Raw genomic sequence first — 23,054 nt, 5'->3', positions numbered from 1 at the left:
TACCAAACGCTTATAGACAAAAAAGGAAAACCTGCCCCTATGGTATTGGGGGGATTAATAGAATGTACTTTTATAACAGGTTATAACGAGGAGGTGTTTTTGTACTTTATGCAAATGCCATCGGTACATAATAAAAAAAATGAAGATTTTTATTATTTAAGCGAAGGAGAGGTGGTATTTTACTTTAACTCTTTTGATAATCCCCCTTTAAAAAGATATAAATTTAATGATGCTGCCATAGTAGAGTATAGAGAGGTTTTTGCTACTAATGGCGAAACCCCAATGTTGACTACGATTACCATTTCTCCTGCGATACAAGATTATGGATACCCTATAATTAGACGGTGGAACAAAAGCTATATCCCACCAAGTAAACAAATGCCATATCGATCTGCAGAAGTGGTAGAAGGAGAACCAGAGATTACAGAAAGCTATTATGAAGATCTACAAGGTAATACCATACCACAAAGAAAACTAAAAGCAGGCGATGAGATTTATTATATACTAAAAACTACCAATGCTACAGGTAAAGAAGCAACCATAGATTTGGCAAACAATGCCCTCGATTATGAGTACAACGGGGCAATACTACAAGGCGATTTGTTAACCGTTACCGTTACTGCAGATACCATGAGATTATCGTTAAAAGCAATCACACAACAAACACAAAATTAGTTATGGGCAGAGTATGGTTTACCGATCACCCGCATATAAGTGCAACTTTTGAAGATTTAACCATTGTTACCCCACGTATCACCAATGCATATTTTGCACAAAAGGTAGTAACCGCAGGCACTCCTGCACAAGGAGACACCGCAGCTACCGCACCCACAGTAGCTTTTAATGAGATACACCAAGGCATATTGGGCAGGGATATGTACATACTTGTAGAAACAGAAAATTTTATACCACTTAACCAAAATATACTATCTACAGAAAGAGCAAGCCTAACGGTAACGCTAAAAACAGCAGATTGCAATCTTACTGGTACCGCAGAGCAGACCTTGCAAATTACCGATGGTACTGCTGCTATAGAAAGTATTACTGTACAAGTAGGAGATACTACCGCGCTAAACGATAGTAATGGTGATTGCCCCTATGGTAATGTAGATGAGTTTACCGATACCGCTATTATTAAAGTATCTTTGCGCCCTAACACAAGGGCAGTTTTTGATACCTGGGCAGAAAACATTAGCAATGCGGGGCAAGATCTGCCTGCTATAGAAATAGAAATCGCACACGAGGATGCAAACATGATCGTAGCCTATGGTCCAGAAGAGAACCCACAAGGGGTTTGGGTAGCATCTGGTCGTTTTATGAATACCGATGGGCATCGGTTTACGCTGCAAAACAAAAATGTATACGAAATCTATCATGGGGATAATTTGTTTAATCCTTTAGGGACACATACACATAACGGAGAAGTGGTAAGAAGGAGAATTGCAAGTATCGAAAATACTTTTTCTACAGATGTAAAATATTTCTTTTATAACGGGATTGATAATTGCTATGAAATTTGCGAGTGTCCACTTTCTACGGCAAGAAGAAGAAACAATGGGCAAAGAGTTTCAACAACTTTATTTCAATCTACCTATAACAATTTTACGAGTTCTGTTCCAGCTCCTGAAGGTGGTGATGCAGAAACTAATTATCATTATGCAGATGGTTCAATTATTTCATACGGTCAAGCATACGGATATAGACGTTATCCACTTGCTAACCCTAATAATCTTAATGATTTAGTAAATTTAATAAGAATGCCAGATAATTTAAATTTTAATCAAGAAACGGGAAGTAATAGGGTTAGAGCCACATTTACATATAGAAATACAGCAAGAAGATATTGTAATCCAGAAAGTTTTGCTGGTTTTTTAGGAAGCTTGATTCAATTAGATAGAGAAGATATCGTTTGTACAGGTATGTGCTTTGCAGATGCTACCAGTTATCCTAGTGTTACGCACCCTAATGGAGATAGTGTGGATACTGCTTATTTAGCTACTTTAACAAGAGAACAATTAAAAGTTAATGCTTTTAATGATTTTTATTTTGACAACGTTTATAAAGGTTATGGGTATAAAATTATAAATGGTGTTCAAGTAACAACAATAAGTTGGTTACCTTCTCTTACTAACGCAACAGCAATTAGTGGTCATGAAGATCATTTACATGCAGGAGATTTTGATAGTAATAAACTTCTTATTCTTAATTAATATTTAGGTTATGAAAAATATAATAGTACTTATATCTTTTTTGTTTTTTATAACGAATTGTAAAGAACAAAAAACTCAATCCTTAAATCTTAATAAAGAAAAACTCAATAAAAATTTTATAGAAGAAAGAGATACAGTTACTTTTATAAAAGAAAAACCTCAAAACAAAGATTTTTCTTTTATAGATTCTATGACCCCACTAAAACTACCTATAGGAAATAAATCTTTAATAGAGTATGAGTTTCCAAAAGAGTGGAATTTTGGAAGCCCTTATGATAGTAAAAGAAAAGTATCAAATGATGAAAAAAAAATAAATAGATTACTAGGCTTTTACGAAGGATATAAATCTGAGAAGTATAAAGTTTCAAAAAGAGAAATCAAGAGCCTAAGTTTTTTTTTAAATGTAGAAAATGACTATCGAAATATTACTATTAATTTTGAAAAAATATTCGAATATTCTATTGCTCGGTTTCCCAATAAAAATGATTCTGTACAGGTTTTGGGTCTTTGGTTCTCAAAAGAAAGACTTAATCCAGATAAGGAATTTCCGTTTAGTGTCTCCTATGGAGAACTTATTGTAATTAAAGGAAATAAAATTATTGATCAAATTACATTGAATCATTTTGAAGGCAATTATAGTTTAGGAGGGGATTATCGACTTTCATATATAGACAATGATTATATTATTCATACTAAAGATTTTAATTATGGAGAAAATCAAGGTTATTTTATCAGATATGAAAAATGGAAAATTAAAAATAATGGAAAAATTGTAAGGTTTTTTAATCAACAGGATACTATTTTAAATGAAGGAGAAGTAAAAAATCATCTAAAATCGGGTAATTGGAAAGACTTATATTTAGATAGAAATTTAGCTTACAAAAATAAGAAATGGGGTATAGAAAATTTGTATTCATATTCTGAGGGAGAATATAACCAAGGAGAAAAGATAGGAGAATGGAAATTCTATAGTTACAAAAACAATACAAAAGGCGAACTTCTTTACACAGAAACCTATAAAGATGGAGAACTTGTAGAACGAGTTTTTATAAAATGATGAAAACATGATCGTAGCCTATGGTCCAGAAGACAACCCACAAGGGGTTTGGGTAGCATCTGGTCCCCCGCTATCGCCCGAATCCTTTCGGGTGATGTCAGACTTTGGTAGGTTAGACTAAGAAAATAATATAAAAAAGCCTCCTGACTTCGCGGAATAATTAAAAACGATATTTAAAAGATAACAAAATAGGTAGTAGTAAATACCGAAAACTAAGCATAAAGTAAATCACTCCAAGTCGGGAGACTTTGCCCCTGTTATCGCCCAAATCCTTTCGGGTGATGTCAAACTTTGGTAGGTAAGAGTAAGAAAATAATATAAAAAGTTTCCTGATTTTGCAACAGGCGAACTTACTTGGGCATTATCAGAGGCTTTAAGTGCGTTATTTATGGTAGCAGATGTTATTGCAACGCAAGAGGGACATAAAATAATGAAGGATGTAAAAGACTATAACAAGCTGTTATTAGATAATGCCAAAACCCCACTATCGCCAAACCCTTTTTGGGTCACGTTAAAGCAGTCTTGTCATCGTATTGAAAAACGGGATCCATTATGTTTGTCATTCCAACGGAGGTTGGAATCCATAAACGCCCTGAATATGGAATAGTACGTATGGATCCCAGTATGCACTAGGATGACAAAAAGCAGACGCTCTACTCAAATAACGGTATTACCTTTCCGTCTAAAAAAAATCACGATCCAAACAGCGCGCTTGCATCGTGGTTTTAAGAATAATCGAAGATTAAAATTACTCTTCTGCAACCGGTTGCAGGTTGTCATCAGAGTTACGATCGATTAATTTATTATACGGATCTATACCTGCTTTTATCGGTTTTTTATCCGTTATAATAGTAAATGTATTTTCGCCAGGTTGTAGCCATTTTCGTTCCAGGTAATATGGATTTTTTATCGGGACATCTTTTGTATCCACAATATCTTCACCAAACAACCCTATTTCAATATAATTTGTGGAATCGTCTGTACGCTCTTCTTTACCAGTATCGCTATAATATATTTTTTTAGAATCTACAGTAAAAATAGTTTCGTATGTGCCGTTATCTAATTTTTTGGTTTTGGCTTTTGCTACTCTGTTTTCATAAAGCACTATTTTTTTAAAACCGTCCTCTACAGCATATTTAAGAGAATCTGGTGCAATTTTGTAGATAGCATCATATAGATTTTCTGAAGTAGGGTAGACTCCTTTTTTAAAACCTTTGTATTCTAGCATAAACTCTTTTAAGGCGCGATTAATCTTGTCTTCCCCAATAATATCCTGTAATTCGTACATAACCATAGATCCTTTTTGATACCAGATATGTTGCCCAGTTTCTACGTTAATTAAGGATCGCTCTGGTTTAAAACTAAACGCTCTGCCTCTTAAATATTGATCTAAAGAATATTTTAAAAAATTTTTAATACCATTCTCTCCATATTGATGCTTCATTGTCATTAAAGAAGTGTATTCTGCCAAAGTTTCTGATATAATATTAGCTCCAGATGTTTTGCTGGGGGTAACCAAATGTCCCCACCATTGGTGTGCTACTTCGTGAGTAGTTACTCTAAAGGCGTAATTAAAATCTTTTGCTTTATCAAAATTTGCAGCAAACCCAAAATCTTCAGAATAGGGGATAGTAGTTGCAAAAGATTGTGCAAAAGTTGCATGTGCAGGAAACTCCACAATCCTAAGTACCGAGTTTGGATATTCATAAAAATTTGTAGAGCAATACTCTAATGCTACTTGCACGCCATCTATAAAATGTTGCAGGTTACGTTTGTGTTTTGGTGAATGATAAATTTCGATAGCTACTTTTTTACCACTAGGGGCTATCCAACTAGATTTTTTGATATCGTATGTAGCCGATACCACATTAAAGAAAAGATCGGTTGTAGATTCTAGTTTATAATGATAATAAGCCCTGTTGTTTTCTTCCCACCTTTTAACCAGTTTACCGGGGGCCAAAGCGGTTTGATCAGCAGCAGTACTAACTACTGCTTCAAAATTAATGTAGTTAGCATCTTCATTAAATAAGTTTTTCTTTAGTGCGGTAGAATCTGTACGAGGAGGATTTAAATAGTCTAATTTTTTTAAACCATGTTTTATACGCACCCCATTATCTACCAAACTTCTTTCATAATGAAACCTTGGGAATATACTATTGTTAAAAAAGGAACCGTTGTTTAATACTTCGGTTTCCATATGGTTAGAAAATCCTTTGGTTTCTGCAAATACCTCTATAGTAAGATTTGCTCTTTCATTAGGTTGCATTGTCTTGGGCAACTTATAAAAAAACATTCGATATACAGAATCACTAACTACGGGGGTGAGTTGCATACCGTTATAAAGTACTTTTGTTAATTGTGTGTTTGATGTTGGATATTGTACCTCTAATAATAAAGTATCTATAGCAGTACTGTTATTATTAATGATTTTATATTCTCCTTTGGCTTTTACATTGCGTTTTTTAGGAAAGACATCAATATATGCCTTTAAATCGGTTACCTGTGGATGTGGCTGACCAATATATTTTGCATATTTTTTTTCGGCATTCGCTTCTATTTTTTCAGAGTTGTTACCATCTACCATTCTATTTAAAACCTGTAGATTATAATAACTATAACCTGCAACAGATATAAAAGCTGCTATAACGATTAAAAATGAAACTAAAGTTGGAGTAGAAACTCTTTGTTTAGCAAGTGTTATTCTTTCTTTTGCGGTAGAAAAGAAGCCTCTGCTCCAAAATAATTTTGCTACCAACATTAGTATTGTAGTTAGTAATATCCAGTATAAGTTTAACCAGGTAATCCCGGTTAGATAATGACCAAAACCATTAAGATCACTTATAAAAAACGGAGGAGTGCCACCATAAATAAGCATTGGATTGGTACTTTTAAAAGCCAAAGCAATTAATAAGGGTAACCCTATATATAAAAGTATTACGATAAAATGCCCTAAAAATTTGTTATTTACCAATACATGAACAAAAAATGCGAGTAAAACAGTAGTTATAAAACCTGGTAATACCATACCAAAAGTATATACCAGATACATATCCAACTCATAAACAAAATAGCCATTAAAAGTTTGAAACAGAACTCCTATAACGATGTTAACCAAAGTGAGGATAATTGCAACTCCTAATAAAGAAATAATTTTGGAGAAGTATAAACTTGCATCACTAATGGGTAGTGCATCATAAAAGACAAAAGTTTTATTTTTTCTGGTTCTGTGTACAGCTTCACCAGAATAAATAACCAAAATAATAATAGATAATAAAGAAATGCCACCAGATACAAAAACCATAACATATCTGGTTAATGGTAAATTGGGAGTGCCATAGGTTTCATTAGCAAGAAAAATGGTAACTATAGAAATGATAATGCCTATTACCAAAAGAATACTAAAAACAGGATCTTTAATAATAGATAGAAATTCGATTTTACTAAGAGAAAGTAAATTTTGACGTTGTGTTTTTTTGGAAAACACTTGTGTTATTGAAGTAATTAAGGATGGAGTATATGGGATATCATCGGTCTTTGTTTCTTTTTTACCAGAAAGTAAAAACTTTTTGTAATCAAATCTAAAATAGGTAATTAAAAAGAGGAAGAGTCCTATGCCCAACCAAAGGAGTCGATTTGCCAGAAACTTGCCATATATTGGTAACTGATTTATATTAAGTTCATTGATAGACCAATATTTTTTGATATAACTGTATGCTTGACTTCCAAATGGATCCAGATAAATACTTAGCCACTGGTTATCTATATCCCCTAAAAGGCTTTTGGATAAGGTATTGAATAAGAATAAACAAATTCCACCCAGATAGATAATAGGCATTTTCTTAAAAAAAGCCATCAAGCAAAAAAACAGGGAACCTACTAAAAAGGCATTGATTTGCAGTAAGAATATAAATGGTAGTATATAAGAAGAAATAGTAAAAGTATCATAATCTCCATAATCGGGTCGGTCTAAAAAATCTCCGATACCAAAGCCTACTAGTATACCTATAACGATAAACATGTTAAGCATACTTACGATAGTAAAACTACCTAAAAACCTACCCAATACATACGATTTTTGAGGGATAGGAAATGTAAAATAGGTTTGTGCTGTTTTATGATCCTGATCCCTAAAAATAGGAACTCCCATAATTGCAGCATAAAAGAAAATAGAGATAATAGATAAACCAGCAGTAACACTGGTTATACTACTTGGGCTATTTACAAATTCTGCGGTAGAGGATCTTTGCAGTATAGAGATTAAAACTGCAATCCCTAAACCTAAAGCCATATAGATCCAAGTAGCAGGTCTTTTTAATCGATATTGTAATTCGAATAGAAATATTTCTTTCATCCGTTTATATGTATTTTTTAGAGGGGGTATACTTCAACTTAATTAAGTATCGTATAAAATATCAAAAGGTATTTTGGCAAACATTAGAGGTAATATAATGTTTACTTATATAATTACTTTTTCTGGTTCTTCTTTTTTGTTAATACAATAAAAATAGAAATCTTCCAGAGTATTATGGATAAGTTCAAATCCGTTGCCGGGATTAAATTCACTATAAATATTTGCATAGAATTCACCTCCCCTTAAGTAGTTGGATAGTACGGTAAATTCTTTTTCCATATTCTCCAGTTCAGATTTTTCAATTTTCTTTTTAAAAACTTTATGGTTTAAGGTGTCTGATAATACTTGTGGATTTCCTTGTTGCAAGATTTTACCTTCATTAAAAACAGCCATATTTTGACATAAATTAGTAACATCATCTACTATGTGTGTACTTAAAATAACAACTGCATTCTCTCCTAATTCACTTAATAGATTATGAAAACGATTACGCTCTAGAGGATCCAGACCAGCCGTTGGTTCATCCACAATTATTAGTTTTGGATTGCCTAATAATGCTTGTGCTATACCAAAACGTTGTCGCATACCACCAGAGTAATCCCCCAAATTTCGAGTTCTAAATTTATAAAGATTTACTTTGTGTAATAAATCGGCAACATAGTTTTTACGGTCTGAGGCGTTGGTAATTCCTTTTACTTTGGCAATATGATTAAGCATCATTTCTGCAGAAACCTTTGGGTATACTCCAAAATCCTGAGGTAAATACCCTAACACTTTTCGCAATTCTTGTGGTTGTTTAAAAACATCTATACCATCAAACTCAATAGTACCAGTATCTGCTAATTGTAACGTAGCTATGGTTCGCATTAAGGTAGATTTTCCTGCACCGTTAGGGCCTAATAGCCCGAACATCCCTTTCTCTAAAGTCAAATTAACATTGTTTAATGCTTGCGTTCCGTTGGGATACGTTTTATTGAGATTTTTTATGGTAAGCATACTTTTTAAAATTTGCTAGTTAGATATTTTAATGTTAGTAGGTTTTATATAGGTTTTGTTACAAAATTAAAAGAAATATAAAAGGAGTATTTTACGTTTTTATTTGTAGCAAAAAAAGATTAAAAAAAACAAATAATACTCTCTTCTTACCGTAAACATTTTTAAACCTATCTTAAAATTAGTGACCTATAATAGATATATAAGTATCTTTACCAGTATCAAATTTACATATCATAATGCAACAACTTCGAAGAAACAGAAGATTAAGAACCAATGATGCTATTCGCTCTTTGGTTAGAGAAAACACGATTACACCACATGATTTTTTAGTGCCAATATTTGTCGTAGAAGGAAAAAATTTAAAAGAAGAAATTGCTTCTATGCCAGGGTATTACAGGTATAGTTTAGATACTTTAAAAATCGAAATTAAAGAGCTTTGGTCATTAGGGTTAAAATCGGTATTACTTTTTGTAAAAGTGTCTGATGCTCTTAAAGATAATAAAGGAACAGAAGCATTAAATCCAGATGGATTAATGCAACGAGCGGTCAAAACAGTAAAAGAAACCGTTCCTGAAATGTTAGTTATGACTGATGTAGCTTTGGATCCATTTTCTTCGTACGGGCATGATGGAATTGTAGAAAACGGATATATTATTAATGATGAAACCTGTAAAGTTTTGGCAGAAATGTCCTTATCCCATGCACAAGCTGGTGCTGATTTTGTAGCACCAAGCGATATGATGGATGGACGAATACTTGCTATGCGCGAACTTTTGGAAAAAGAAAACTTTAAGAATACTGGTATTATGAGCTATAGTGCCAAATATGCATCTGCTTTTTACGGTCCTTTTAGAGATGCATTAGATTCTGCACCAGGATTTGGAGATAAAAAAACATATCAGATGGATTTTGCCAATAGGGATGAAGCTATTAAAGAAACCCTTATGGATATCGATGAAGGTGCAGATATTGTAATGGTAAAACCCGGATTGTGTTATTTGGATATAGTACGAGATATAAAAGATGCAGTAGATGTACCAGTAGCAGTATATCAGGTAAGCGGGGAGTACGCTATGGTGAAGGCAGCAGCAGAAAAAGGATGGTTGGATCATAATGCAGTAATGCTAGAACAAGTAACCGCTATTAAAAGAGCCGGAGCACAAATTATTGCAAGTTATTTTGCAAAAGATGTTGTAAAACTTTTAGGTAATTAAATAAGTTAGAATTAGAGTTTTTCGTTCAATTTGTTGGGGATATTTAAATAATATCGAAAAAAATGAAAAACAGATATAAACACTAAGTATTTACATGCAAAAAATAATAACACTCCTTTTCGGAATTGTACTTTTTTCTACAGGTTGTAAATCTGAAAAAAAAGAAAAAGAAGAGCTTACTATAGAAACAAAAAAACAAGAGATCTCTACCTTTGATTTAGGCAAAAGTGTATTTAATGGCAAAGGAAAATGTTATACCTGCCATAAGACTGATAAAAAATCTATTGGTCCCTCAATACAAGAGATCATAAAAGTGTATAAAGAGCAAAATGGAGATATAATTGCGTTTTTAAAACAAAATGCAGAGCCTATTGTAGATCCAGAAACGTATGCAGTTATGAAAACAAATTTTGCTATTATCAAAACATTTACGCCCGAAGAATTAGAGGCTGTAAAAATATATATGATGGATGTAAGTAAAGGAAAAACACAATGATGTATAGGTTTTTAATATTTTTCTTTTTATTATCAGGTTCTGTAATATCCCAACAGTTTTCTGCAAAAACAGCTTTTTTAGAAAAGTGGAAAAACTCTAAAGATTACCTTTTAGAAATAGCAGAGCAGATGCCAGAAGATAAATTTGGGTTTAAACCTACGGATAGAGAGATGAGTTTTAAAGATCAATTACTTCATATTCGAGAAAATATGACATGGTTAGGAACTACCTATTTTTCTTTAGAACAATTAGATAAAAAGAAGTTAAAAGAAAACCTTCCTGAAAAAAAAGCAGACATTATTAGATTATTAACCAATGCATTTGATAAAGTATATACTCAAATACAGAATACAAAAGAGGATACATTGCAGACAGAAACAGACTTCTTTGCAGGTCGAAAATCAAAACTTCAAATTCTTAATCTATTACAGGATCATGTAACACACCATAGAGGGCAATTAATTGTCTACCTTAATTTAAATGATATTAAGCCGCCAAAATATGTAGGGTGGTAAAGATGCTTAAAAAATATTTTTAAAAACTGTATTTTATACTTAACTAAAAATAAGATGACTTTACTTATTATTTACGCAGTACTTTCTATTTTCTTTTCGTTTTTATGTTCTATACTAGAGGCGGTATTACTTAGCGTTACCCCCACATTTATTAACGTTAAAAAAAAGGAAGGAAAACCTTATGCAACTACACTCGAAGGTTTAAAAAAAGATGTAGATCAACCTCTTATTGCCATCTTAACTCTAAATACAATTGCACATACCGTAGGAGCTATTTTGGTAGGAGTACAGGCAGAATCCTTGCCTTATAAATTTGAAATCCTAGGAGTTAATATGGTGGGTATAGTTTCTACTATTATGACGTTATTGATTTTAGTAGTTTCTGAAATTATCCCCAAAACCATAGGAGCAACGTTTTGGAAACAACTCGCAAATTTTACCTCAAAAGCACTACTAGTTTTAATTGCTCCTTTAAAATATACAGGGATATTATGGGTATTAAGACTTACTACCAAGCTTATTGGTGGAAAAGGGCATCATGGATCTGTATTAAGTAGAGAAGATTTTACAGTAATGACAGATATTGCTCACGAAGAAGGTGTTTTTGAAGAATCAGAATCTAAAGTGATTAAAAACCTGCTAGCTTTTAAAGAGATATTTATTAAAGATGTAATGACCCCTAGAACAGTCATGAAAATGGCATCAGAGAATATGAGTATTTCTGATTTTTTTAAAGAAAACCAAAATCTTAGATTTTCCAGAATACCAGTGTATAAAGATAAAACCGATAATATTACAGGATTAGTATTAAAAGATGAGGTCTTTAAAGAAATGGCAAATCAAAATGGGGAAAAAACGTTGGCAGACATTAAAAGACCAATCATGTTTACCAATAGAAATCTTCCTATTCCCGAATTGTTTAATGAATTAATAATAAATAAAAATCATATATCTGTAGTAGTAGATGAGTATGGATCTGTAAGTGGTTTGGTTACTATGGAGGATGTGATCGAAACTTTATTAGGTCTCGAAATAATAGATGAAAGTGATACCGATGCTAATATGCAAGATCTTGCACGCAAAAATTGGGAATATAGAGCTAAACGCTTAGGTATTGTAGAAGATAAAAAGAATGATTAATTCGGTATATATAGAAACACCATTGGGTATCGCTACTATAACTGGTGACAAGAATGGTGTTTCGAGTGTTTCTGTAACAAAAACTTCTTCCAGTATATCTTCTACCAATATTCCTGCTTTTTTACAAGATGCGGTTACACAACTGCAAGAATATTTTGAAGGTAATCGTACTAATTTTGACCTGCTTTTGAATCCTTCTGGCACTGATTTTCAAAAAAAAGTGTGGGATGAATTGCTTACTATCCCTTTTGGAAAAACAACTACATATCTGGATATGGCTAAGCGATTAGGAGATCCAAAATGTATACGAGCTGCCGCAAGTGCCAATGGAAAAAATCCATTGTGGATTATAGTGCCTTGTCACCGTGTTATTGGTAGTGATGGCTCTTTAACTGGTTATGCGGGTGGTTTATGGAGAAAAAAATGGTTACTCGAGCATGAAAATCCAGTAAAACAACAGTCCTTGTTTTAAAAGAGATTAATAAACCTTGTTATTAAAGAGCTCTTCAAATTTTTTATTCCAAAGCATATTCTGCTCGCTCTCTTAGAACAAATGCTTTTTTTTTCATCATTTATAAGAAAAAAAAGTAAGCAAATATTTATTTGTAGCTATAAGTTGATAATAGTTGTCTTTTGTTTTACGAGGGGATTTTTTAAAAACTAAAAGCAGAAAAACAAGTAATAAAACTTTTTTCATTATATGATTATAGGCTTAATAAAAAGAAAGATTGTATTGGTAAATTTAATAGTTTTGCCAAGGCAAGAACTGCAATTAATTTTCATACATTAGCTAAGTGAGAAATTTGTATTTACTGCAATAATAACAAATCAATCTTTCATAAAATGATAAAACGCTTACTCAACTTTTTTCTTAAAGGACTACTTGGTATTACTTTGCTTTGTATAGTATTATTATATGTTTTTGATTATGACTATATTCTTAAAGGAGTTAGAGTAGTCTATATGACAGGTCATACTACTGCTTATATAGATGATCATTCTTATTTTGATAATCGAAGTATAGAAAATGGTAATGCTACAATTACATGGGCAATACATCCTGAGTATAATAAAGCGCAATCTACAGATAGACTTAATTCTATTAATAGCGAGTTAGGTACAGTAGCTTTTATGATTGTAAAAAATGATAGTATCTGGTATGAAAACTATGCAGATGGATATACTAAAGACTCTAAAACCAATTCTTTTTCTATGGCAAAAAGTATAGTTACTGCTATGCTAGGAAAAGCGATTATGGATGGACATATTAAGAGTCTGGAGCAACCAGTAGGAGATTTTTTTCCAGAATTTTCAAAAGGAATAGCCGCAAAGATGACTGTAGGAGATTTATCCTCCATGTCTTCTGGGCTTAATTGGGAGGAGAGTTATACAAGTCCTTTTTCTGTTACAGCAAGAGCGTATTATGACCCTAATATTAGGGATGTTATACTAGGGCTTAAAACAATAGAGATGCCAGGTAAAGGGTACAAATATTTGAGTGGAAATACCCAATTGCTAGGAATGGTTATAGAAAAAGCAACTGGGCAACGGTTATCTTCTTATCTAAGTCAAAGTTTTTGGAAACCAATGGGGATGCAAAATGAAGCAATTTGGCAATTGGATAGCGAAGAAAGTGGAATGGAAAAAGCATATTGTTGTATCGCAAGTAATGCAAGAGATTTTGCTCGTTTTGGGATGTTATTTAAAAACAAAGGGATGTTTGGAGGAGAAGAGATTCTATCAGAAGAATTTGTAGAACAGGCTATAACTCCAAGATTTGAAGACGGACAGATGTATGGATATGGGTTTTGGTTATCCAATCATTTAGATAAAAAGATATTTGCAATGCGAGGGATTTTAGGGCAATATGTGATTTGTATTCCAGAAGACAATATCATGATTGTAAGATTAGGACATCAACGAGGACAATTTGTGCCAGGAGAATCTTTTACCGAAGACTTTTTTGTATATATAGAAGAAGCTTATAAAATGCTCGAAAATGCTTCATAAACTAAATTTAGAACATATTTTATTTCTGGATATAGAAACGGTTCCCGAGCATAAAGATTTTGAAGATCTTAGTGAAGAAATGAAATATCTATGGGCAGATAAAACAAAATACCAGCGTAAAGAAGAGTTCTCTCCCGAAGCGTTTTATGATCGTGCAGGGATATGGGCAGAATTTGGAAAAATAGTCTGTATATCCGTTGGCTATTTTAATTTTAGAGGAGAATCTCGATCTTTTAGAACCAAATCTTTTTACGGAGAAGAGAAACAACTACTTATAGATTTTAAAAATATAATTGAAACTCATTTTAATACACCTCATCATTTACTTTGTGCACATAATGGTAAAGAGTTTGATTTTCCATATATAGCCCGTAGAATGATTATTCATAATATAACACTGCCTCATAAATTAAATCTTTTTGGTAAAAAACCTTGGGAAGTACCACATTTAGATACTCTTGATTTATGGAAATTTGGGGATTACAAACATTATACTTCTTTAAAACTACTAACAAACATATTAGGAATCCCATCACCAAAGGATGATATTGATGGAAGTCAAGTAAGGCAAGTTTTTTATGAGGAAGAAGATATAGATCGTATTATAATTTATTGTGAAAAAGATACTGTAGCTGTTGCACAGATTTTACTTCGTTTGCGGCAAGAAGAATTATTACAAGAAGAAGAAGTTATTTCTGTATAAATAAATAGCGTAATTAGTAGTTTTAGATCTGCTAATTACGCTATTTGTTTTATTGTGAATCTATATTACTTTATAATCATTTGCTTACTGTAGCTTTTTGATCCATTAAAAAGCGCTATAAAATAGGCTCCACTAGCAAAATTTGAAGTATCTAATTGAGTAGCTTGATTCTTAAGCTTAATTTCCTGTACTATATTACCATTAACATCAAGAATTAATATAGTGCCCGATTTCCATAAGTTGTTATTTACGGTTACCGTAATAAAGTCTCCCACTACTGGGTTAGGATAAAACTCTAAAGCATCTTTAGCTAACGTTAAAGGAGTGCTTCTTGCAAAAGCACCACAAGGACCTAGATTTGTCCACCCTGTAGTAGTTCTTTCATAAAGATTACCTTGATAAGTTACTCTATCTCCTAGTTGGTAGTTTGTAGAAGAGTTGTATGGAGAAATTCCTGCACAAGGATCTGAGTTATTAGCCGTAGTTACATCTACGACAGTACTAGAAACAGATATGTTTCCTGCTGCATCTTTAGCTTTAATACTAAATTGATATGTGGTATTAGCCGTTAACCCAGTAATATTAGCAGTGGTACCAGAAACAGAAGTTGTAATTGTATTTCCTTGGTAAACATCATATTCTGTTATCCCAACATTATCTGTAGCAGCATTCCAGGATAAGGTTACAGTAGTTTGTGCTATATTAGAAGCTGTTAATCCAGTAGGCGCTGTTGGTGCCTCGGTATCACTACCACCACCAGCGCCTGTAATAACTATAGTATAATCTTCGACTTCACCATAACTAAAGGATTCACAAGAGGTAGGGATTCCATTATATTTCATAGAAACCCGCATTCTTGTATTTCCATCTTTGGCAGTTGCAGGAACAGTAAAACTTCCGTTTACCGGGGTTGTTTTAGAGGCAGATTTTGTCCATACTTGCTCTCCTGCATCTGTAAAATCCCCATCTTGATTATAATCAATCCATACGCTATATCCTTCATTATAAACAGTTCCTGACCAAGTAGGGGTGATTGTTATAGTGTTATTACTTCCTTTAGATAATTCAGTAGATTCTGCAGTAAAATCACTGTATCCTCCAGTTGCTGCAGCAGACGTTTTATTAATAGTTCTTAATTTTACATTACTTATGTATTCATCTGCAGTACTTTTACCATTAGAGGCACAATAATTTGTTGGATTAGGGTTTCCATTAGTTGTTGTAAAACTGGTAGATGCACTATAGCTAGAAGTAGTACCATCGGCACATTTACTTCTTACTTGTACTTCATAATTTGTAGAAGCTGTTAATCCAGTAATAACTTTAGAAGTTCCGTTTTCTGCAGAGGTAATCCAGGAAGCGGTTCCTGTTTGGCGATATCTTACATCATAAGTTGCATTAGATACAGCATCCCAATTAATAGAAGCTGTAGTAGTAGTTACATTTGATGTGGTTACAGATCCAGGTACGGTTGCAGTACAGTTTGTGGATCCGCCATTGTAAGTAATAGTAACATTTGTGGTATACTCCCAAGAGCCATTATTTATAGTAATAGTAACAGGTATTTGTGTGCCTGATGGAGTCGTTGTTTTTAATTCAAAATTGATACTACCATTTTCTGCACCTAAAAAGGTTATATTATTATATTGTTTTGGTTGCCCTAAAGAAGCTATATGTGTAGAGTTAGAAGATAAACTAACAGTCCAATTTGCTTGGTTAAGACTAAAGCGTTTTATAGAATATGCTACAGATCCAGTTGTTGTTGTAATAGTTTGATTTACGTTAGAAGGGGTTACTTTGGCATATTTAGTGGCCATTCGCATTATTTTCAGATTAAAAGGAAATACTTCATTACACAAAGGAATAATCCTACTAGAAGCTGGCCAAAAACCATCGCTAGATGAGCCAACCTCTGGAGTCATAGCAAATACTTTAGGTTTAGAACTTTGTTCTCCATACATCCAGTCATCAGAGCTCCCTCCTGCAGTATATCCTACTGTTTGATTTGGAGTGCCATAAGTATAGGCGTTTTCTTCTGTCATGTAAGTACATAATTTTACAAATGTACTTTGATCAGGGGTAAATGTATTTGCTTTATATCCCCATGGATGAATCAAGAGGTTGCTAAAAGAATGATAGTTTAATGCAGCTACAAAATTATGTTGATTGGTAAAATCTCTCATAGCTTGTGTTTCGGGTTCAGAAAATTTAGAAGGTCCATGGTATTGATCACTACTAGGAGAGGAAGAGGAACCTCCTGGTGCTGCCCATTGGTATCCATAATTACGATTTAGATCGATACCATAACTACCTCCGTTATTGCGTCGATTTTTTCTCCAATACCCTCCTCCATTAGGATTGGTTTGTTGGTTATAGATATATCCGTCGGGATTAACAATGGGTATAAAATATAATTCAGTATTATCTACTAGTGTTTTGATTTCTGGATTCGAGTTATAATTTTCTAAAAGGTACCACATATAGAAAAGATTTTGAGAAAGTCCAATAGGTTCTCTGGCATGGTGTATAGAGGTAAAAAGCATTTCATCTTCATTCTCATCGGTATCTGCATTATCACTTATTTTTACCATATAAATAGATCTTCCTTGTACAGTTGTTCCTATAGAAGATTTAACAGTGATAAGTTGAGGATATAATTGCCTCATTTTGTCTAAGGCAGCGATAGCTTCATCATGTTTATGAAATCCTCCCATGCTACCTAAAGAAAAATTTGTCGGAGAAGGTACTTTTTGAGCATTGGATTTAGCTGCTTTTCGAGCATTACTTTTATCAATTCTCTTATTTATTTTTGGAATTCTTTTGGACAGGTTACGAATTAATATTTTATACCTTACATCATTTTCTTTAAGTAACTTAAGATCGCTATTAGAGATTTCTGCAGTAACTTTTTCATTTTCAAAATGAAAATGATCCACATCTAGCCCTTTTTTTTGTAAAGATTCTAATTGTTTTTTATTGGTTTCAAAAACTACCCGATAGTATTTTTCTTGTGCTTGTGTTTTAAAAATAGAGCACATAAAAAACAGAGCGCAAACCCATAGGATATGCAATTTTGTTGGTGTTACATTTTTTTTCATGATTTGTGTGTTTTAAGAGTTAATTTTTATTCTTTTCAATCCTATAGGGATATAGAAAGATCAATCTATATAAACAATACGATGCTCTATAATCTATAGGATAAAGAAGATTTTTTTTATAAAGTTGCGTTTAATCCACATTGTGGAGTTTAATTCTCCGAGGCTTGCCTCGAAAACAAAATATATTTTCCAGAAGCGTACCTCGTGAGCTTGTTCCGAGGTTATTGATTAAGATTCATTTGATGTGCACAGAAGATATCCTCAAATCCTTATAAGGATATAGAAAATTATTTTTTCTGTATTAATACATACTTTTTTGTTTTAAAACTATCTATAATCTCTTTTTTTAGAGTTTATAAACTTGAATGCTATTATGAAAATAGTGTGTAGATTAATTTTATTCATTTTAATTGAGTTTATGTTTAGTTGCTGTAAAAGTATTGAAAATGAATGAAATGGGGTGGGTTGTTTTATGTGAATTGTGTCTTAAATAGTTGTTTGAGACAAAAAAACATGTTTTGGTTGTGGGGTATACTTTATAATAAAAAGAGATTATTTATTTAAAAGATCTTTATTATAAAGTATTGGTTAATGAAAAATAATGTTGATGAGTTATAATATAAAAAAATAGCGCAAACAACATCTTTTATGTATGCTGTCTGCGCAATTTTTTTAATATGAACTTATTGTGCTGATTATTTTATAATCATTTGCTTATTGTAGCTTTTGGCACCATTAAAAAGAGTTACAAAATAATTTCCGCTAGCAAATTTAGAGGTGTTTATTCGAGTCTCTTTATTTTTAAGTTTAATTTCCTGAACAATGTTTCCTTTTACATCTATAATTAATATAGTCCCTGATTTCCATAGGTCATTATTTACGGTTACTGTTATATAACCTTCGGTAACAGGGTTAGGATAGAATGCTAAAGCATTATTGTTATTAGGAATAGAAGTAGTGCTTCTTGCAAATACACCGCAAGATCCCAGATGTGTCCATCCCGTAGCAGTTCTCTCATAAAGATTACCTTGATGAGTTACTCTATCTCCTGGTTGGTAATTTATAGAAGAGTTGAATGGAGCAACTCCTGCACAAGGGTCAGAACTTGTTGTAGTTACATTTACAATAGTACTAGAATTAGATATGTTTCCTGTCGCATCCTTGGCTTTAACACTAAATTGATATGTAGTGTTGGCTGTTAATCCAGTAATATTAGCAGTAGTGCCAGAAACAGAAGTTATGATTGTATTTCCTAGATATACATCATATCCAGTTACCCCTACATCATCTGTAGCAGCATTCCAAGATAAAGTAAGTGTAGTTTGTGCTATATTAGAAGCTGTTAATGCAGTAGGAGCATTAGGTATTGGCGTATCTCCACCACCACTAACAGATCCACCAATAACAACAGTATAGTCCTCTACCTCACCATAATCAAATGATTCACAAGGGGAGGGAATAGCATTGTATCTCATAGATACTCTCATTCTTGTATTTCCATCTTTTGCAGTTGCAGGTATAGTAAAGTTACCACTTACAGGAGTTGTTGTTGAAGCTGCTTTTGTCCATACTTGTTCTCCTGCATCAACAAAGTCACCATCTTGGTTATAATCAATCCATACACTGTATCCTTCATTATATTTAGTTCCAGTCCATACAGGAGTAACAGTAATCGTGGTAGAGTTTCCTTTAGATAATCCAGTAGATTCTGAGGTAAAATCACTGTACCCTCCAGCTCCAGCAGTAGACGATTTATTGATAGTTCCTAATTTTACATTACTGATATATTCATCTTTAGTACTTTGACCATTAGATGCGCAATAGTTTGTTGGATTAGTATCCCCGCTGGTTGTAGCAGACGCAGTATTACTAAAACCAGACTGATTTCCTGCTGCGTCTTTAGCTTTAATTTTAAAAGAATATGCTGTATTAGCTGTTAAACCAGTAGCTTGATATGTTGTAGTGGTTACTGTACCAATAATAGTGGTGCCTTGATATACATCATATCCTGTTACCCCAACATTATCTGTAGAAGCGGTCCAGGATAAATCAACCGTAGTTTGCGTTGTATTGGATGCTATTAGATTTGTAGGAGCAGAAGGAGCTTGTGTATCTGTGGTGGATGATCCTACCAAAGGTATTTTCCATACTCCTCTTCCATAAGTACCAGCTAGTAATACTTGGTCTTTATAATTAACTTCTAAGTCTCTAACAGAAACATTAGGTAAATTTTCAGAATAATTCTCCCAGTCACTATTTCCTTGCTTATAATACACTCCTAAATACGTACCTACATAGATGTTTTCGGTGCCTTTTTGATGGCGTACTACATTTTTGGCTTCACTAGGCAGATTACCAGTAATATTAGAAAAATTAGATCCCTGATTTGTGGATTTAAAAACTCCATTAGAAACTCCTGATGCAGAATATCCACTAGTAGATATAAAAATAATATTACTATTGTCGTTATGCACTTCTATAGAAGTAATATTTGTAGCAGAAGAATAAACTTTTGTCCAGTTTACTCCCTTGTTGGTACTTTTGTATAAATTATTTTTGCGAGAAACATAGATATTGTTTGTATTAGATGGATCAACTTCTATCTGATCAAGTTTACCTCCAAAATTAAAAGAGCTTTGTTTTTGAAAAGAAGTATTGTTTAACTTATAAAAGCTGGAATATCCAGCATAAATATTTCCATCTTTATCAGAAACCAGAGGAGTAACCCAATTTCCTGCTTCTGGGCCATTAGCAACTTTGTTTTGTGTTTGTCCTCTATTGGTAGTTTTATAAAGAGACCCTCCCCCTTGTAAAAATCCATAATACGTATTAGGGTCTGAACCACTTACTGCACAGTCCATTCCATCAGCTCCAAAATAATTATTCCATGTGTTTCCATTACGTGCATATCCTCCGTTATCTTGTAATCCTCCTACAATATTATTAGAACTGCTATTTTCGGCAACCGATATTCTATAGAACTGACCAATCTGCAATCCTTCGGTTAAATCGGTAAAACTTCCTCCGTTGTTTTCAGAAAGATATACTCCTCCATCACTACCGCAAAATAGTTTTCCGTTATAATATCGTAAAAAATGAATATCAGCATGTGTGTATGTTGCTTGTTGAGGTCTTGCCCAATCGTTAATCACTTTAAAGTTGTCTCCACCATCTGTAGATTTCCATACATTAAAGCATCCTACAAAAACGGTATTAGCATTTGTATCCGAAACTGCTAAAGCTAAATCATACCAAGCCTGACTTGATTCTAAAATATTAGTGGTTTCTAAAGTTTTAGAAAAACTGTCCCCACTATTGGTAGAGCGATATAAGCCTTGAAAAGCATAATTTGCATTTCTATCTTTGGCACTTAAGATATACACATAGTTAGGATTAGCAGGAGTAACTTCGATTACGAATCTTCCTGAACTTGTTGGTAATCCACTTTGGATTTTTGTAAAGCTATTTCCTCCATTCGTAGATTTATAAAAAGAGTTTTTTGTAGCTGCGTAAATAACATTGGAATTACCAGGTTTTAATTTGATATCTTTTATATCTCCAGTCAATGTTCTGGTCCATGTATTTCCTGCATTAGTAGTTTTATATACCCCTACGCTTGTAGCAATCCATAAAGTATTCGAGTTATTTGGGTCGATATAGATATCATTACTAGTGGTTTGCGAATTTGTAAATTCTAAACCTGTTTTTGCCCAAGAGCTTCCTCCATCGGTAGATTTAAGAACCCCAATACTATAGGAATCACTAGCATCGTCATCTCCTGTTGAAATATAAATGGTATTGGAGTTATTAGGATCGATGGCTATACCAGAAACTCCTATTTGAGGAAGATTATCGGATAACGATGTCCAGTTAGCACCTTTATCAGTAGATTTCCATATTCCTCCTGCTGGAGCTCCAATATAAAATGTATTAGGATTATTAGGATCTACAATAGCAACATTTACTCGCCCTTGTCCAGGAGACCAAGAACCTGTTACTTCATGATTAAATGGTCCCATAGGAACCCAGCTTGCTACTGCGTTTTTAGAAGAAGAAACCATATTGTTCTTTTCTTCCCAAGCTCTCCATAAATTTTCAGGAGTTGGCATAGTACCATCTGGTAATAAAGAGTTTTTCCAATACTCTTCCCATCTCATAAAAGGCTTGTATCCACTACCCTTTTTTTTATAATCTTTGTTTTCCCAATAGGCGTCAAATGCATTAGTTATTTTTTGAAATTTTAGAGGAATATCGATACCCGAAGAGCTTTTGTTTTGGCTCAAATCTTCCATCCATGGGGCACTCGAATTATATTGAGAATGCCCAACATAGCAAATTAATGCAATTAAAATAATAAGTGGTTTTTTCATTTTTTTTGTGTTTATAGTTAATAGAGTTTAGTTTTTAGGGATTTAATCCACATTGTGAAGTTTAATTCTCCGAGGCTTGCTTCGAAAACAAAATATATTTTCGGTAGCATACTTCGTGAACTTGCTCCGAGGTTATTGATTAACTTTTATTGTTTTTTTATCATTAAAACCTTGTACCCCATAGTAGAATGGCATAGATTTTTAATGAATAGCAATAAGCTTATCACTAGCTATTATTATTATCGGATACTATTTTATAGAATAGTAAAGTGATTAAAGTAGTTTGTTTAAGATTATAGATTTTAAAATATGAAATCTAGTTTCTTATTCTGAAAAGAAGATTTTTTGATTTATTTGCATTTTTCGTTGAGTTAGTTAGTCAATTATTGAGATAGTTGTAGTTGTAGTGCAAAAGTGATGAATTATCTTTAAAAGCAAAAAAGTTTTCGATGACGGTAAGTAAATTCTCTTTATAAAACCTAAATACTAGTTATGAGAAGTATAAATTGATTGGTTAGCGTAAGAAAATAGATACAATAATAGGTTGATAATAAGAACTTTGTTAGGGAAGTGTTTACCCTTTTGACTCCTCTACAATTCTTAATTTATGGAATTTTAATTATTATGAATATAAATTTAAAGTCAAAAAGGTATTATATAAGTATTAGAGTTTTTAAGAGTTATTCTAGTTTATTTAATTCTTTTGCTTTTTATTATAAGGTGAGTTCGTGTTCATTGTACTGTAGTTTTAATAAATGTATTTCATCAAGATAGTTAAATTCTGTATAATTATATAAAGTGACAAATTTCTATTACAAAACGGTTCTTCAGAAATCAGTATAAAACAAATATCTTTATTTTGCTGTGTTTTTCAATTAAATATTATTACAATCG

General features: G+C 32.8%; 14 protein-coding genes. 10 read left to right on the top strand and 4 right to left on the bottom strand.

All coding sequences use genetic code 11. The features are described 5' to 3' along the window. From tssD to H527_RS0104910, 3 genes are all read left to right on the top strand, one after another. A partial coding sequence (gene tssD / locus H527_RS24185) for a type VI secretion system tube protein TssD (protein ID WP_027411675.1) occupies positions 1–675 on the top strand: 675 nt, incomplete at its 5' end. Between the two features lie 2 nt (positions 676–677). Further along, on the top strand, positions 678–2,210 hold the full coding sequence (locus H527_RS0104915; protein WP_027411674.1) for a hypothetical protein: 1,533 nt from the start codon (positions 678–680) through the stop codon (positions 2,208–2,210). Between the two features lie 10 nt (positions 2,211–2,220). Beyond that, a complete protein-coding gene (locus tag H527_RS0104910; protein WP_027411673.1) occupies positions 2,221–3,267 on the top strand; it encodes a toxin-antitoxin system YwqK family antitoxin in 1,047 nt (348 codons plus the stop codon). Positions 3,268–4,015: 748 nt separating this feature from the next. Here the strand turns inward: H527_RS0104910 and H527_RS0104900 are convergent. Both H527_RS0104900 and H527_RS0104895 read right to left on the bottom strand, forming a co-directional pair. After that, positions 4,016–7,618, bottom strand: coding sequence for a M1 family aminopeptidase (locus H527_RS0104900; RefSeq protein ID WP_027411671.1), 3,603 nt, complete (start codon positions 7,616–7,618; stop codon positions 4,016–4,018). Between the two features lie 105 nt (positions 7,619–7,723). Continuing rightward, positions 7,724–8,614 carry an ABC transporter ATP-binding protein gene (locus tag H527_RS0104895; protein WP_027411670.1) on the bottom strand — a complete coding sequence of 297 codons (891 nt, stop codon included), beginning with the start codon at positions 8,612–8,614 and terminating at the stop codon, positions 7,724–7,726. Between the two features lie 236 nt (positions 8,615–8,850). Here H527_RS0104895 and hemB point away from each other — a divergent pair, with 236 nt between their 5' ends. The 7 genes from hemB to H527_RS0104855 all read left to right on the top strand — a co-directional run bounded on the left by hemB (position 8,851) and on the right by H527_RS0104855 (position 14,692). Continuing rightward, positions 8,851–9,828 carry a porphobilinogen synthase gene (gene hemB / locus H527_RS0104890; protein WP_027411669.1) on the top strand — a complete coding sequence of 326 codons (978 nt, stop codon included), beginning with the start codon at positions 8,851–8,853 and terminating at the stop codon, positions 9,826–9,828. Between the two features lie 94 nt (positions 9,829–9,922). Beyond that, on the top strand, positions 9,923–10,324 hold the full coding sequence (locus tag H527_RS0104885; protein ID WP_027411668.1) for a c-type cytochrome: 402 nt from the start codon (positions 9,923–9,925) through the stop codon (positions 10,322–10,324). Beyond that, a complete protein-coding gene (locus H527_RS0104880; protein ID WP_229809243.1) occupies positions 10,321–10,839 on the top strand; it encodes a DinB family protein in 519 nt (172 codons plus the stop codon). Before H527_RS0104885 ends, H527_RS0104880 begins: the two co-directional genes overlap by 4 nt. 54 nt (positions 10,840–10,893) lie before the next feature. After that, on the top strand, positions 10,894–11,979 hold the full coding sequence (locus tag H527_RS0104875) for a CNNM domain-containing protein (RefSeq protein ID WP_027411666.1): 1,086 nt from the start codon (positions 10,894–10,896) through the stop codon (positions 11,977–11,979). Further along, positions 11,972–12,451: a methylated-DNA--[protein]-cysteine S-methyltransferase gene (locus tag H527_RS0104870; RefSeq protein WP_323054138.1), complete on the top strand. Its 480-nt coding sequence runs from the start codon at positions 11,972–11,974 to the stop codon at positions 12,449–12,451. Before H527_RS0104875 ends, H527_RS0104870 begins: the two co-directional genes overlap by 8 nt. Positions 12,452–12,822: 371 nt before the next feature. Then, positions 12,823–13,989, top strand: coding sequence for a serine hydrolase domain-containing protein (locus H527_RS0104860; RefSeq protein WP_035087421.1), 1,167 nt, complete (start codon positions 12,823–12,825; stop codon positions 13,987–13,989). Continuing rightward, positions 13,979–14,692 carry a 3'-5' exonuclease gene (locus H527_RS0104855; protein ID WP_027411663.1) on the top strand — a complete coding sequence of 238 codons (714 nt, stop codon included), beginning with the start codon at positions 13,979–13,981 and terminating at the stop codon, positions 14,690–14,692. Before H527_RS0104860 ends, H527_RS0104855 begins: the two co-directional genes overlap by 11 nt. Before the next feature lie 65 nt (positions 14,693–14,757). Here the strand turns inward: H527_RS0104855 and H527_RS23040 are convergent, their stop codons facing one another. Next, the gene (locus H527_RS23040; RefSeq protein WP_051316633.1) at positions 14,758–17,790 is read right to left on the bottom strand and encodes a M14 family zinc carboxypeptidase; all 3,033 of its coding nucleotides are present in this window, start codon (positions 17,788–17,790) and stop codon (positions 14,758–14,760) included. A gap of 695 nt (positions 17,791–18,485) precedes the next feature. Continuing rightward, on the bottom strand, positions 18,486–22,160 hold the full coding sequence (locus H527_RS23035) for a VPS10 domain-containing protein (protein WP_051316632.1): 3,675 nt from the start codon (positions 22,158–22,160) through the stop codon (positions 18,486–18,488). Positions 22,161–23,054: the final 894 nt, after the last annotated feature.

Origin of the sequence: Aquimarina muelleri DSM 19832 (assembly GCF_000430665.1) — a bacterium.
Lineage (GTDB): Bacteria > Bacteroidota > Bacteroidia > Flavobacteriales > Flavobacteriaceae > Aquimarina > Aquimarina muelleri.
The sequence above is the reverse complement of the archived record's forward strand: the minus strand, read 5'-3'. Positions and strand labels throughout refer to the sequence as shown.

What these genes read in the sequence shown, in the direction of transcription:
- H527_RS0104915 (WP_027411674.1), top strand. Translation starts at nt 678, where the DNA reads ATGGGCAGAGTATGGTTTACCGATCACCCGCATATAAGTGCAACTTTT.
- H527_RS0104910 (WP_027411673.1), top strand. Translation starts at nt 2,221, where the DNA reads ATGAAAAATATAATAGTACTTATATCTTTTTTGTTTTTTATAACGAAT.
- H527_RS0104900 (WP_027411671.1), bottom strand. Translation starts at nt 7,618, where the DNA reads ATGAAAGAAATATTTCTATTCGAATTACAATATCGATTAAAAAGACCT.
- H527_RS0104895 (WP_027411670.1), bottom strand. Translation starts at nt 8,614, where the DNA reads ATGCTTACCATAAAAAATCTCAATAAAACGTATCCCAACGGAACGCAA.
- hemB (WP_027411669.1), top strand. Translation starts at nt 8,851, where the DNA reads ATGCAACAACTTCGAAGAAACAGAAGATTAAGAACCAATGATGCTATT.
- H527_RS0104885 (WP_027411668.1), top strand. Translation starts at nt 9,923, where the DNA reads ATGCAAAAAATAATAACACTCCTTTTCGGAATTGTACTTTTTTCTACA.
- H527_RS0104880 (WP_229809243.1), top strand. Translation starts at nt 10,321, where the DNA reads ATGATGTATAGGTTTTTAATATTTTTCTTTTTATTATCAGGTTCTGTA.
- H527_RS0104875 (WP_027411666.1), top strand. Translation starts at nt 10,894, where the DNA reads ATGACTTTACTTATTATTTACGCAGTACTTTCTATTTTCTTTTCGTTT.
- H527_RS0104870 (WP_323054138.1), top strand. Translation starts at nt 11,972, where the DNA reads ATGATTAATTCGGTATATATAGAAACACCATTGGGTATCGCTACTATA.
- H527_RS0104860 (WP_035087421.1), top strand. Translation starts at nt 12,823, where the DNA reads ATGATAAAACGCTTACTCAACTTTTTTCTTAAAGGACTACTTGGTATT.
- H527_RS0104855 (WP_027411663.1), top strand. Translation starts at nt 13,979, where the DNA reads ATGCTTCATAAACTAAATTTAGAACATATTTTATTTCTGGATATAGAA.
- H527_RS23040 (WP_051316633.1), bottom strand. Translation starts at nt 17,790, where the DNA reads ATGAAAAAAAATGTAACACCAACAAAATTGCATATCCTATGGGTTTGC.
- H527_RS23035 (WP_051316632.1), bottom strand. Translation starts at nt 22,160, where the DNA reads ATGAAAAAACCACTTATTATTTTAATTGCATTAATTTGCTATGTTGGG.